The sequence below is a fragment of the Bradyrhizobium sp. CCGUVB23 genome (assembly GCF_024199885.1).
Lineage (GTDB): Bacteria > Pseudomonadota > Alphaproteobacteria > Rhizobiales > Xanthobacteraceae > Bradyrhizobium.
On record NZ_JANADQ010000001.1, the window covers coordinates 6504105 to 6517342 of the forward strand.

The window sequence follows — 13238 nt, forward strand, 5'->3', positions numbered from 1 at the left end:
TGCCTAGCGGCCCCAGCGGTCCTGCCAGATCTTCTCGCCGATGGTGCAGCTTATACGTGGCTCCTTCTCGGCGATCGGCACCACGCGATGTTCGGGCGCCTTTCCGGCGACCTCGAGCAGAAGCTTCGTCCGGATGGCCTCCTTGAAGTTGTCGCGGTCCTTGATCGCCACGACGAAGGAGCCCGGCCCGCCGATGACGCAGTCCTCGTAGTACCAGTCGAGGTTCTCGATATCCATCGAGGAATAGGACGGCTCCTTCACCATGACCGGCAGGCCGTTGATGACGATGCCCTTTGCCAGGGCCTCGTCGCGGGCGGGCGTGATCGGCGGTCCGTTGTTGTTGGGACCGTCGCCTGAGATGTCGATGACGCGCCGAAAGCCGCGGTTCAGGTTCTCGTCGAAGAGAGGCATCGCGTACAGGATGGCGCCCGAGATCGATGTCCGCGACCCTCGCCGGACGGGCGTCTGCATGATTTCATTGGCGACGGCATCGGCCGTCTCGGGCCCATCGATCACCCGCCAGGGAATGATCAGCTTCTGATCGCTGGACGCCGACCACTCGAAATACGTGATCGCGATCTTGCCGTTCGGACCGCCTCTCAGCGCCTGCAGGAACTCCTTCGATACGATGGCCTGGGCATAGCCCTCCCGCTGGACCGCCAGTTCGTCGAGATCCATCGAGTAGGAGACGTCGACCGCAATGACCAGCTCGACATCGACCGAGGGCGCAGCCTGTTTGTCCGCGGCCTCCTGTCGGCCGCCGACACCAGCGATGCTGCTCCCCGCGAGTAGACCCGCAACGAAAAACGATCCAATGGAGACGCCCCATCGAGCCTGCATGAGTAAACCTCCGCGTCGCACGCGCGATGGTGACATGCAGCGGCCGCTGCCGAAAGCGGAAAGGCGTACTTCGCCAATTCACGTTCCCGGGATGTGGGAGTATTGCGCACCAGACGCGATCGAACATGGAGCGGATCTGGTCGCCAGCATCTCACGGTACCGGTACCTGGTCCCTTTTAATCTAGACTGAGCGCCCCAGGCCCCCTTCTGCGACAGCTGTCCACCACCAAGAGGCAGTCGGTGGACGCGCATTTCGATGCGCCTGCGGCGGATGTCACCCGGCGCGCTCTCCAGAAGTTGGGATCACCTTGTGGTTCTGCCCTCGTGCTTGATCTTGCTCGACCGGAACGTGGTGTAGTTGAGCATGCTTTGCTTTGTAGCCGGGTCTGAACCACCTCAGTTCAGTTGGCCCCTCCGCCTCTTTGTCCCAAACAAACCAGGCATAGGCAGTCGTCCCGCTGCCTTTCGGCGCGACACCGCTTGGGTAAAAGGTAATGCGCTCACTGAAAACCCAGACGCGGGCAGGTGGCATTTTGGAAAAGATCGTATTGGCTCTGTTCGTGCCCTCTAAGAAGGCCAAACGCAGGAGAAGTGCGAACTTTCGCTTCGCCAGCTTGACGCCGCTAGCGACAAACCCCTCGGCGCAATTATAGGGCGGATTGGTTACGATGTTGTCGGTCGTCCACTCTGCACGAAGAAAGTCAACACCGACCTCTCCATATCCCCGATCATGCAAGTCAGAACTGCGAACAGGTTGGCCAGTCTGCTCCAGCACGCGCGACATGCTGCCATCACCGCACGCGCACTCCCAAATTTCGCCGTCGAACTTTTCATTATCGACCAATGCGAATGTTGCCCAAGCTGGCGTCTGGAAAAAGTCCGGTCCACTGAGGTCAGCGAACCTCTTCGTTGTCGGCTTGAAGCCGCCATTCAGATTGTAAGTGAGATCGGTCACGCGAGATCTCCTTTGGAATAGGCGGAGTATCAGACTCGTTGATGTCGCAATTCCGCAAGGAGCTTCTGTGAGTCAAATTGACTCACCCCTTCCCCATCAAGCATTACGAGTTTCCGATGGCGGACCGGCCGGGCTCTTGCTCGCAATATCCAAACGCTGATCGAAATGGGAATTCTGCTAGGGCGTGTACTCAACAACTCGCAGATGTCCGATCTTGAGGGCTAAGCGGAAATATTACGCTCGGTCAGAGTATTACCGGTTTTGACCCATAGGCGACATTGGCTATTGCCTCGCTTCGGCGCTCGATACGCGGTTCCGCGCTCGGCTGCGGGGGGATCGCGCAACGATCTTTCATTCTTGCCGATGTCGCATAGCGGCTCTAGCCCCGCGAGCTACCGTTGCTTGGCCGGCCGGAGAGATAAATACCCTGCGCGCCGCCTTACACTCAGGACAAAGACCGCCCTTCAAGGAGGCAAACATGTTCCGTGTGCGAACGCTCTTCATCAACACAGCGCAAATGGTTGCGATGCTTGTGACGCTCGGTGCGCTGGGCTTCGCGTGCAGCCCGGCCAAGGCCGCTATTCGTATCGAGGGCCAAGTTCAAGCGGGCGGTGGCGGTATCGCAAATTCGTCCGTCACGCTTTGGGCTGCGAGTGCGGGCGAGCCCAAACAACTGGCGCAAGCAAGAACAAACGGTGACGGCCGTTTCCAACTCACCAGCCAGGAAACGCCCGGCGCGGATGTGATTTTATATGTCGTTGCCAAAGGTGGCGAAGCCTTGGTCAACAGGGGCGCTGGCGACAATCCGGCGATTGCGATGGTATCGGTCTTAGGTAACTCGCCTCCGTCCACAGTGGTCATCAACGAGATGACAACCGTGGCATCGGTGTGGACCAACAACCAGTTCTTTGATGGGACTGCGATCAAAGGTCATGCGCTTGGTCTCAAGATCGCCGCCGGCAACGTCCCGAGCTTTGTCGATCTTCAGACAGGTGGATGGGGTCCGACTATTCAAGACCCGCTTAACGGGAGCCAGACCCCCACCATGGCGAACTTCGCTACCCTGACCGACCTGCTGTCCGCTTGCGCTACGCTAGTAAAACCAGACGCATGCAGCAGCCTATTTGCAGCCGTGACACCTCCGAAGGGAAGCGCGCCGACGGACACGCTGACGGCGGCGCAGGCGATTGCCCGCTATCCCTGGTATCAGCCCGAGCGGTCGTTTCGATTGCTAAGCGAGTTCTATCCAGTGCCTGCGGGTAAAACCATGCGCCAGGTCCCGTTCATGCCATACCTGAAATTCCCTCCGAGTGCCTGGGTGCTGCCGTTGAAGTTCGACGGGGGAGGCTATCGCGCAGGCGGCGGGGCAATGTTCGACAGCGAAGGCAACCTATGGACCGGCGACAACTTTACAATTGGCTGGCAGGGACAGGATGATCTTTGGCAGGGTAACGCGACCAAGTTCAACCCGAATGGAAAACCGTTATCCCCAATCACTACCGGTTTCGCTGGTGGAGGAATGCAGGGGGGCTCATTCGGCTTAGCAGTCGATGCTAACGATAGTGCTTGGATCAGTAGCTACGGCGGCAAGTCCATCGCGGTGTTCGATAAGAACGGCAAGCCGTTGACGCCCCCAGAGGGAATTACGTTCAACGGCAAGCTCGGGCTGATGCAGGGCATTATTGCCGCGCCGAATGGCGATATGTGGGCACTGGGCGTCAGCAAAAACCAGCTACTTCATTTTCCAAAAGGGGATCTGAACAAAGGGCAGATCGTATGCGAGGGGCGTGAAGTAGAACCGTGTAAGTCGTTCCTAGGCCCGTTCCATCTAGCCATTGATCAACAGGACCGTATTTGGGTGACGAATGGCGCTGGGGCCCACGCAACGAGGTTTCCTGCCTCTGATCCGAGCAAAGCAGAGAAGTTCAGCACTGGTTGGAGCGGCAGCGGGCTTGGCATCGACAGTCAAGGCAATGTGTGGGTGACAAACCGGCTAGGTAACTCGATCCGAGGGGAGTTGACCGTAGCAGATATGATCGCAAGGTTAGAGCTCGGCGGCAACGCGGATGAAGTCTTAACACGAACAATGTCTAAACATCGCGGTGGTGACGGCAGCGTCACCTTGTTGAAGCCCGACGGCAGCGAATATCCCGGCTCGCCTTTCAAGGGCGGCGGTCTACCCGGTCCTTGGGCTGCGGCCATTGACGGCAACGACAACGTTTGGGTCTCGAACTTTGCCGCTCCGAATAGCCCAATTACTCAGCTGTGCGGTGTCCGTACAGAAAATTGCCCGCCAGGAACGAAGACGGGAGACCAGATTTCGCCACTTGGCGGTTATGTCGGCGGGGGCTTGCAGATGCAGACCGATCTTGCCATTGGGCCGGCAGGCGACGTTTGGGTCATGAATAATTGGCAGGATATAGATAGCTGCTTCGGCGTTCCCGACGAGGCGCTCTCAACCCGCTGCGGCGGACAAGGTGTCACGATCTTCTTCGGGATGGCCAAGCCTGTGCGCGCGCCGCAGATCGGCCCGGCCAGGCAACCGTAAGTCGATGTCTCCTGTTGGCCCTTCTGCGACCTCGAGCAATGTCCGCTCTGCCGCCGCTGTTGGGGGTTGAGCGGACATCAGTCGGCCAAGCCGCTTACTGAGTACACGCCCCAGTACTCAAGTGCCTCGCGGAAAATGATGTAGAAGACGTGCCACAGTAACCGGTACCGGTACCTTGGTCGCTTCAATCCCGACTAATGCCCCCGGGTCCTCCCCCCTCCCGTGACGCTAGGCGGAGCGTGTGCTTACTGTTGCGCCGGGCATGATAGGTGTCTGGCCGACTGGTCCGGCAGCCGTTAGCGGCGGCGAGGCACCGCCAGCTCCGCGCGCATCTCGTACTCTTCGATGATGAGGCCGCCAAGCTCGCTGCCATGGAAGACGCCGGTGAGCTGACGCTCGATAAACTTGTATTCGGCGCTGCCCTCGCGCGCGTGGTTCAAGCGATAGACCAGATCGGCGATCGTGTCTTCCAGCTCGATCTCTTCGGCGGACTTCGGAGCGTCAGGATCGTAGTCGGTCATTGGCCCCTCGCGAGAGTGCGGCAGACGACCGTCCTTCCACAGCAACCCATTTTCGTCGCAGGCATAGGGATCGCTGCCGCACCGAATTATTCTACCCTAGCTGAGAGGAAACAACCACGGCACAAAGTGCAACCACGTTACCCCCAAACGGTAGAGACGCCGACGGGCTGGAGGCATGAAGCATGGGCCTGCACACGCGCACACGGCAAGAATGACTCGCTGCGATTCCGAAAACGCGGATCGTACAGAATCTAAACGGTGGTATAGTCAAATACAGCGGATTTTATAGAGGTATCCCGAGCGCTTCCACATCGTGCATGAATTTGTCGAGGTGGACTCGGGCAAGGGCCACGATGCCTTGGACCGCCGTCCTCAGCTCAGAGCCGCGCTGGCGCACGCCAAGAAGTACAAGTGTCACCTCGGCGTCGCCAAGCTGGATCGCCTCAGCCGCGACGTCCACTTCATCAGCGGCCTCATGGTGCATCGGGTGCCGTTCCTCGTCGCCGAACTCGGCGCCGACGTCGATCCGTTTGTCCTGCACCTGTTCGCTGCGCTGGCGGAAAAGGAACGCACGCTGATTGGAACGCGCACTCGCGCTGCGCTTGCTGCAGCGAAGGTGCGCGGCGTCAAGCTTGGTAATCCAGATCTCCAAGGCGCCCGAGAGCGAGCGATCCATCAAATTCGGCAAGCCGCCGACAACCACGCCGTCGCGGTACTCCCCCTCATTCAGCAAATTCAGCAGAACGGGGCGAATTCGCTGCGCCAAATCGCCGATCGATTGAACGCTCAAGGGATACTGGGACCCCGTGGCGGCGCCTGGCACGCGACCAGCGTCAGAAACGTCCTGGCTCGCGGTCTCTAAGATTTTGCGTGCGTCGGCCCGGCGAGCGGGCCTACGATCCTAACTCTCGTCGGCCGTTTCTTCATCATCGCAAAACTTGAAGATCACGACCAACGTGAGCGCCCATTCGGCAATCAGTCCCCAAAAGATCAGTTTACCAGCCCGGCGGTCGTGCCAGTCGGCGTGAGATCGGCGTCAATCGTCTCGTTGAACTGCCTGATGACGATGCGAAGCGGTTCGCCGTCCTCGCCGGCGATCGGCTGAACGGCTTTGCCCCAACCGCGGTCCAACAGGATGGCGATGGCCTGTATTCGTGCGCTGGGTGGCGCATCGGCCTGACGCATGATGGCGGCAAGCGATCGCACGGCCTCGCCTGTATAAGACCTACACAGTGACCTTATGTCCGGTGGTATTGCTTTGCGTGCCAATGCTCTACGGGGTGGGTACCCCCTCCTGTTGGCGCCCTAGCGTATCCAATGCCATCGCATGATGAGGTGGTAGGATCTCGACTTTTGGTTCCTGGTTCAATGACATCCGACCGGTGCTTTGGAGCATGAACCCAGTATAGCGCAATTTGTCCTGAGCGGCGAATGCCTGACTTGCTGACGACCGACCGGCGCAGCTCCAGCTTCGCCAGACTGAGAAAGCCGCCCGCTTTCGCGGCAGTAGATTGTCGGTGACATCGGGTAGAGATCAGCCTCACGGCGTTCGAACTTGAATCGCTTGCCCGTCAACCGGCTCCAAGGTCAGTGATGTCGGCGATCTGGAAAGTTGACCTTGTGGTGTCATGGGTGAGACCACACGGTCTCGTGGGTGAGACCTTGTGGTCTCACGGACGGGACCATAAGTCTTCCCACGGTTTCGTAGGTGAGACCGGGTCCGGTCTCGTGGGTGAGACACTCTTAAGCTATCCATCTGTACCCCTCTCTGCACTCTCTCGACGGGTACGGAGCGGGATGATGTCTGCGGTAACCCAGGTCTCGAAGTCACGAGAGGCGGGCTGGCCAGTGAGATCACATCTGAACTCGGTGAGCCGCCACTCGGTGGCCTGGCGCTTAATATCGAAGCGCCCCTTGGTGGTGGCGACGATAAAGCCGCGATCTTGCAAAACGATCAGGGCTCGGGCGGCAGTCGCCTTCGAAACTAGAATTGACCGTGCCGCCTCGCGTGCCGAGAAGCCGATGCTGCCGTTGTTGTTACCGCGGTAGAGCATGGCGAGTTCGATGTAGATGGCGCGCGCGTTGCCGTCGAGGCTCCGCCAGGCCTGCGTCTGCATCATTCGGTGGTAGATCCGGACGTAACGCTCAGTTGTGGTGCGCTTCGTTTTCATGCGGATTTCCTCCCGCGGGCGTAGGCGATCATCCGAGATTGCACCCAGCGCCGGACCTCGACCGATGGCTCGACCGGCACCGGCCGTGCGCCGTGGGGCGGCCAGTCGCCGAACTTGTAGCGGTACTGGTGAGCGACCCACCCGGGCTTGTAGCCGCGCTCGGCCGCGATGCCGGCGAGCATGGAGTGCCATTCGTCGCGGAGATGGGGGTCGTCGGAATGGGGTCGGGCCCTGCGCGAAGAAGCGACGAGGCCGAGGTCGCCATCGATCACCTCAATGGCGCATGGCGATGGCGCCGGCAAATATCCGCAGCTGAGACAGGCCATCCCGCCGACGCGAGCGGCGCCACAATCCTGGCATTCGACGATCCTAGGCCCGCCAGGCCTGTCGCCGGTACGGGCGGCGTGGGTCGAATTCTCCGCGTGGTGATCGGGATCGAGCGTCCACTCGACGTAGTCCTCGGCGAAGCCGAGCCTATAGGTCGCGCCGCTATGATCGATGACGATGCAGTTGGGTTTGTCCGCCGCGGGGCGAAGTCCGCGACCGATCATCTGGCGGTAAAGCCCCATCTGCTTCGTGGGCCGCGCCAGGATGATGCAGCCGAGCACCGGCATGTCCCAGCCCTCGGTCAGCACCATGCAGTTGGTGACGACCTCGAGCTCGCCGGAGGCCAGCCTCGCAAGCGTCGCGTCGCGCTCATCCATCGGCGTCGTGCCGTCGATGTGCTCGGCGCGGACACCGGAGGCAATGAATTCGTCTCTGATATGGACACTGTGGCGGACGGAGGTCGCAAAGCAGACGGTCTTCCGCCGCTCACCGAACTTGTACCAGTTGCTGATGATGTCGCCGACCAGCTTCGGCTTGTCCATCCGATCGGCGAGCTCGCTTTCGACATAATCGCCGTGGCGGATGTGGACGCCATGGAGATCGGGATCGACCGGGGCATAAACCTTCGTCCCGACGAGATAGCCCTGCGCGACCAGCTCGCCGACCTGCGGACACTGCAACATCACCTGAAAGACGTTGCCGAGCCCGCGGCCGTCGCCACGGCACGGCGTTGCGGTCAGGCCGAGCAAGACTGCGTCGGGATAGTGCTCGATGATGGACTGATAGCTGCGTGCGACGACGTGATGGGCCTCATCGACAATGACGTACTGGGCCTCGGGCAATTCCATCGTGCCCGCCTTGATGGCTCGGCGATGTAGCGTCTGCACGCTCGCCACCTGCACGAGCTCGAACGGTCGCGGCTGGTCTCCGGGCCGGATGACACCGTGCGGAATTCCGCGCAGCTTGTTGCTGGTCTGGGTGATGATCTCGCGGCGGTGGGCGAGAAACAGCGAGCTAGAGGCTTTGCAGCGGGCCTGCTCGATGATGGCCCGCGCGATCACGGTTTTGCCCGACGCGGTCGGCGCGACGATAATGATCCGGCGCTGCCCCGCCTCGACCGCACGCCAAAATTCTTCGATGACCATGGCCTGATATGGGCGCAGCACCTCGGTCATGGCGTGCCCCGCGATCTCGGATGCTGGATTCCGGCCATACGGGCTGAGCGGATTGTGGCCCCCACGCTGTTCCAGCCGTCGTCCTGGGCGAGGCCGTTCGCCAGACAGGCCTGCCGGAGCGACTCGACGACCTCGGCCTCGGTGAGCTCGCCGCCGGCGACCAACCTGAAGAGGTTGAAAGCAGCCTTGTTGAGCGCGTGATTTCGCGAGCCGCGCGGGGTTGCGGCGAGTATCGCGGTCTCGTCGCGCAGCGCGGCCTGGCCGTAGGCGCGACCGCTGGTGTTGCCTATGGGACGGATCGTCGCGAGCGCGGCCTCGCTGATTGATCTGATGGGCTTGGTGCGAGCCGCGATGATCAGCCAGGCCGGCGCCTCGACCAATGGCGTCTGCGCATCTTCGAAGGCGTAGATGTGGCCGGATTCATGGACGGATGGCGGTGCGACAACGTAACCGCCATCGGCGCGAACATCGAGGCCGTCACCGATCCGGGCCGCGGAGGACGGGATCGCACCGGGATATGCAAACCACAGGTGGCGGCCTCGCGAAGTGATCACACTGCGCGTTTTCGGGATGGCTCCGTACCTCACCTCGAGGTCGCGCAGGCTTACCGCGCCTTCGTCGCCGTCAATGTCGAGCACCCAGGCGCCGGAAGACGCTCCGGTCGGAATCCCGATGTTCCGATCGGGATCGGTCCAGTAGCGGCGGATGGTTGCCGGATTGGTCGTCGCGGCATAGAAGCCGCGCGCAACCGCCGGCGTCTTGCCGCGCGGCACAATTGGGAACACCGGCAGCCGGCGGGCGGCGTAATCAAGTGCTGCGGCGAGAAGGTCGTTCATGACATCACCCAACCCTGAGCGGTGACTGAAACGCCGCAAAACTTGCGTCGTCGGGATCGGTAATGGCGATGAGGCTGCCTGAATTCTTGGTGGCGAGCCTCATGCAGTCGCCCCGCACCGAGCCGACGAGATCGAGGAGGTGGGGAAGCTGGATCGCGGTAACGGCCTCGCCCTCGGTCTCGGCGGCGAGATCCTCGACGTTGTCGTGCGAGTTCAGGTGCAGGCCATCAGCATCCCAGCGCAGTGTCACCCGCTGTGTTTTTACGAGCGGATCGGCGGCTGCCTTGAAGCGGGCGAGCGATTCCGCGAGTTTGATGCGGTCGACGAGGACGGCGTTCGGCCTCTCGCCCGCGGTCACGCGCTCGCAGTCGGGAAACGTTGCGTCGATCAGTTTGGCGGTGAGCGCGAAGCTCGCCCCATCGAGTCCGAACAACCGATCCGTCCGGCGCAGTACGACTTTGCCAGTGGCATTGGCGAGAAGGCGAACAATGACCTTCGCCAAGTCGCGGTGGACGATCAGCGAGCGATCGACCGAGAGCGAGGTTGCCGCTGGAGTCGTAATGAAGCAGGCCCGCACGCCATCACTGGCAGCCCCGACGAGATTCTTCTCGGTGTTGTACAGGCAGATGCCGCGGAGAAAGTACAGTGTTTCTTCCTGCGTGATCGCGAATGCTGGCCGCGCGAACAGGTCGCGCGCGATCTTGGCCTCGACCTCGATGGCGCCGGTGATCTCGCCGAGCCCGAACATCTGCGGCAGATCTTCAAGCGGAATGACCGGCAGCCTGAATATTGATCTGCCCGAGGTGATCGTTGCGCCCTTGTCGTCGGCGGCGATCGTGATTTCGGCGTCGGCAGGCAAATGACGCACAAGGCTGGTGAGCCGTTCCAGCGGCAACGCCATGTCGCCCTCGGCCGTGGTCTCGAGCCTGGTCCTGATGGTGCCGTCGATGCTGGTCGCGGTGACGGAAAGACAGTCGCCATTGGCAGCGAGCCGGACGGCCCCCAACGCGGGAATGCGCTGGCTTTCGCGCTCGCGGACTGGAAGTGCAGCACGGTCGAGCGCGGCTACCAGCGAGCCGCTCAGGGTCTTGATGAGGCCCGCCATCACTGCCTCTCGATCGCGAATAGGTCACGATGGCACCCGAGGCAGACGATGCGAACGTCGCCGTGGTCGAGCGGCTCAACATCCTGTGCGCGGAGTTCGCGCTCGCAGCAAGGGCAACGTAGCCCGGCGACCAGGCGCACGGCGGCATGCAGGTGGATAGCAGTCCAGATATGCGGCTTGGTGAGCATTGAGCTGTCCTCCAAGAATGAAGAGGGCGCCATCTCGCGACGGCGCCCCTTTGCCCGTTTTGCTACGACATCTCCGCTCCTTTGACGCAATAGTTCGCCTCAGCCGAGCGGCGATTGCCTCGGCGAAACTCAGATCCAAATTTTTAGTGTGCCGGCGCCGATTACTCGGCGGCGCCGGCGGCAGCGTTCGTGTCAGCCTCGCGCTCGCGCCGCCACGCTGCGGCGCTTTCACGGCTGATCAGGACGCGCGTGCCCACGCGAAACTCGACGGGCGTGAGGCCGAGCTTGCGCATCTTGTAATACTGGGGGACCGAGATGCTGTGCCTTACGCAGAACGCTTCGATGCTGTAGGCGTCGAGATCGGTTCCCGTCACCATCCCCATCGAGGTGATCTTCCTACCCGTGACTTCGGGGCGATAAGCCATGCTGGTCCTCCAACAATCCGGCGGACCCTAGAAAATTCATCGGAAGAAGGTCAGGGGTAATTCGGGGGTAATTCGGGGGCAATTAGCGTCGTACCAGGATCAACAACTCGACGAGCTTCTTGCGCAGGTCTTTGCGATCTGAGGGCGCCCACTCTATCCCGTCGTCCAGAAAGGCTGTAGCTTCTACGACCAAGGTGTCGACGTTGCGCAGGCGCTTTGGATCGTCAACGGCTACCGCGATCAGCCATTGCGCGATCAGCGTGTGCCAGTCATCTTTCGGCTTGGGCCCCGGCTTGGCTCGCACTGGCGCCGTCTCGTCATCCGTTTGGCGCAGCGCTGGCCAGACCTTCTCAACGTCCGGGTGCCAGAGGAAGTACACAAACCCGACTGGATCGGGACCATCACGGGTCCGAGTAAACGAGGCAGTGGCGTGGGCCACGAGTTCGCGGTGGGCCCAAAACTCGCGTGTCAGCGGTTCGGGGTCCCCGCTCTCGATGTTCCGCCGCATGCAGCGCACGCGACCGCTGGCGAGTGCTTTGTTCATATCGAGGCTCGCGAGTTTCGAATGCCCGCGGCGCTGATAGAGCAGTTTGTATTCCTCTTGAGCCGGCAGCCAGTGCGGATCGTCAAGCGACGGCTCGGTCTTGCGCGGTTTGCTGCCCATCGTCAGCGCCCCGCGATCGGGGTGACGTTTCCGGGGACAGAGGCAAGCGGCGGCTCATGCTGAAGCAGCGCCGCGCGCGAGATGTCGTCGGTATGGTCCGTGATGTGCTTGCTATAGGTCCGCTCGATCATCGCGACTGAGGTGTCGTGCGTTGCGGCGACGATCCGCACAGGCACGTTGCGCTTGAGCGCGCGGACGATGCTGCTGTGCCGCAATGCGTAGAGCGTCACCTCTTCGTGATCGCGGCCGATCGCGCGCACAACCTCCGCAATGTCCTCGCGGTAGTCGTTGCTTGGGCTCTTGCTCCATGGCTGGCCGTCACCCTGCAATAGCAACGGCGCATCCGGCTTGTGACCTTGGCGGCCTTCTTCAGCTTTGCCGCAAGCGCCTCGCTGATCGGCACGTTGACGCGCTCGTGCTTGCGCGCAACGCGGTTCTTGCTCCCGCCCTTGGCCGACCTCGGCATCGACAGTCGCGGGTTCGCGCCGCCATGAAGGTCCTCGACCAGAAGCCGCGTCGCCTGCGATGGCCGTGCACCGGTCTCAGCCAGCACGTGGACGAACAGGCCGAGCGCGGAACAATGCGCATAGCTGGCATTGATGAACCGGCCCACGGTTTTGTCATCGAGGATGACATTGCGCGCAACCGTTGCGTCGGGAAGCGCTTCCAAGCCGGTTCGCCATGCCTCGTTGTTGCGAATGCGTGCATCGTGCGATGCGGCGAGATTCAGGGCGGCGCGGAGGCCTTTGCAGTAGCGGACGACACTCGCGGGCTCCAGTCCCCTCGCGAGCAGGCTGTTGCGCCAGACGTTGAGTTCCTTGGCGTCGAGCAACTGGACCGGCTTGGATAGTAGGACCGACGTGAGATGCGAGCGCGGATGGCGCGCGTTGTAGACGCTGCCATTGCGCGCCTTCAGGTCGTCCTCGTAGCGATCCAACGCCTCGCTGACCGTCGCCGGACGGCTGTCGTCGCCGATATCGCCGGGCTGCCTGCGCGCGAGCGACTTCGCAACATCCTGCGCCTGATAGAAGTCCAAGATGGTCTTGCCGTCGCTGGCGTCGAAGTCGTCAGCCTCCGCGAAGGCTTTGGTCCAGTAAGAGCCGTGGCCGTCGCTGACCTTCGCCACCCAACTGCCGTTGGTCTTGTTGCGCCGGTAGAGCAGCGCCATGCCGCGCCCTAGCGAAGAACCGGTGTACGGCTTGCGGCGAACTGCTAATTTCAGCCGCGCGCTGCGGCTTTCGAGCAGGCTGTTGCGGACTTTGCGCGCCATTTGTGTCCCAGAAAGTGTCTCAATGATGTGTGTAAAAGCCGATAGAGGCACACACTATCATATGGACATATTTCCTGGAAGCTCAATGGCTTAAGTGTAGGCGAATAGAACCGCATAGAAGCCTCTGGAGAGCTAATTCTCCCCTTGTGGGAGAAGGTGGCGCGAAGCGCCGGATGAGGGGTTCTCTCCGCGAATTCACTGCGAGAGATGTGT

Annotated in this window: 14 protein-coding genes; 2 read left to right on the forward strand and 12 right to left on the reverse strand. The window is 61.5% G+C overall.

The genetic code is table 11. The features are described 5' to 3' along the window. Positions 1–3: 3 nt before the first annotated feature. Both NLN62_RS30045 and NLN62_RS30050 read right to left on the reverse strand, forming a co-directional pair. Positions 4–840, reverse strand: coding sequence for a DUF1194 domain-containing protein (locus tag NLN62_RS30045; RefSeq protein WP_254111232.1), 837 nt, complete (start codon positions 838–840; stop codon positions 4–6). A 274-nt stretch (positions 841–1114) separates the two neighbouring features. Continuing rightward, positions 1115–1795 carry a hypothetical protein gene (locus tag NLN62_RS30050; protein ID WP_254111233.1) on the reverse strand — a complete coding sequence of 227 codons (681 nt, stop codon included), beginning with the start codon at positions 1793–1795 and terminating at the stop codon, positions 1115–1117. A gap of 478 nt (positions 1796–2273) precedes the next feature. Between NLN62_RS30050 and NLN62_RS30055 the strand changes: the two genes are divergently transcribed. Further along, a complete protein-coding gene (locus NLN62_RS30055; protein ID WP_254111234.1) occupies positions 2274–4343 on the forward strand; it encodes a hypothetical protein in 2070 nt (689 codons plus the stop codon). Positions 4344–4639: 296 nt separating this feature from the next. On the opposite strand, the gene NLN62_RS30060 is transcribed toward NLN62_RS30055, so the two are convergent. Then, a complete protein-coding gene (locus NLN62_RS30060; protein WP_254111235.1) occupies positions 4640–4864 on the reverse strand; it encodes a hypothetical protein in 225 nt (74 codons plus the stop codon). A 331-nt stretch (positions 4865–5195) separates the two neighbouring features. On the opposite strand from NLN62_RS30060, the gene NLN62_RS30065 reads away from it, so the two are divergent. Next, positions 5196–5726 carry a recombinase family protein gene (locus NLN62_RS30065; protein WP_254113747.1) on the forward strand — a complete coding sequence of 177 codons (531 nt, stop codon included), beginning with the start codon at positions 5196–5198 and terminating at the stop codon, positions 5724–5726. A gap of 128 nt (positions 5727–5854) precedes the next feature. Here NLN62_RS30065 and NLN62_RS30070 read toward each other — a convergent pair whose 3' ends face one another. The 9 genes from NLN62_RS30070 to NLN62_RS30110 all read right to left on the reverse strand — a co-directional run bounded on the left by NLN62_RS30070 (position 5855) and on the right by NLN62_RS30110 (position 13025). Further along, on the reverse strand, positions 5855–6070 hold the full coding sequence (locus NLN62_RS30070; protein WP_254111236.1) for a hypothetical protein: 216 nt from the start codon (positions 6068–6070) through the stop codon (positions 5855–5857). Between the two features lie 542 nt (positions 6071–6612). Continuing rightward, complete coding sequence (locus tag NLN62_RS30075; RefSeq protein ID WP_254111237.1) at positions 6613–7035, reverse strand: hypothetical protein; 423 nt, start codon at positions 7033–7035, stop codon at positions 6613–6615. Further along, a complete protein-coding gene (locus NLN62_RS30080; RefSeq protein ID WP_254111238.1) occupies positions 7032–8537 on the reverse strand; it encodes a DEAD/DEAH box helicase in 1506 nt (501 codons plus the stop codon). The genes NLN62_RS30075 and NLN62_RS30080 overlap by 4 nt, the downstream gene beginning before the upstream one ends. After that, positions 8534–9373, reverse strand: coding sequence for a bifunctional DNA primase/polymerase (locus NLN62_RS30085; RefSeq protein ID WP_254111239.1), 840 nt, complete (start codon positions 9371–9373; stop codon positions 8534–8536). Before NLN62_RS30085 ends, NLN62_RS30080 begins: the two co-directional genes overlap by 4 nt. 4 nt (positions 9374–9377) lie before the next feature. Beyond that, the gene (locus tag NLN62_RS30090; protein WP_254111240.1) at positions 9378–10478 is read right to left on the reverse strand and encodes a DNA polymerase III subunit beta; all 1101 of its coding nucleotides are present in this window, start codon (positions 10476–10478) and stop codon (positions 9378–9380) included. A gap of 349 nt (positions 10479–10827) precedes the next feature. Then, positions 10828–11091, reverse strand: a complete 264-nt coding sequence (locus NLN62_RS30095; protein WP_254111241.1) for a hypothetical protein — start codon at positions 11089–11091, stop codon at positions 10828–10830. Positions 11092–11173: 82 nt separating this feature from the next. Continuing rightward, positions 11174–11755, reverse strand: a complete 582-nt coding sequence (locus NLN62_RS30100) for a hypothetical protein (protein WP_254111242.1) — start codon at positions 11753–11755, stop codon at positions 11174–11176. 2 nt (positions 11756–11757) lie between these two features. Further along, the gene (locus NLN62_RS30105) at positions 11758–12015 is read right to left on the reverse strand and encodes a hypothetical protein (protein ID WP_254111243.1); all 258 of its coding nucleotides are present in this window, start codon (positions 12013–12015) and stop codon (positions 11758–11760) included. Then, positions 11982–13025, reverse strand: a complete 1044-nt coding sequence (locus NLN62_RS30110) for a site-specific integrase (protein WP_254111244.1) — start codon at positions 13023–13025, stop codon at positions 11982–11984. Before NLN62_RS30110 ends, NLN62_RS30105 begins: the two co-directional genes overlap by 34 nt. Between the last annotated feature and the right edge of the window lie 213 nt (positions 13026–13238).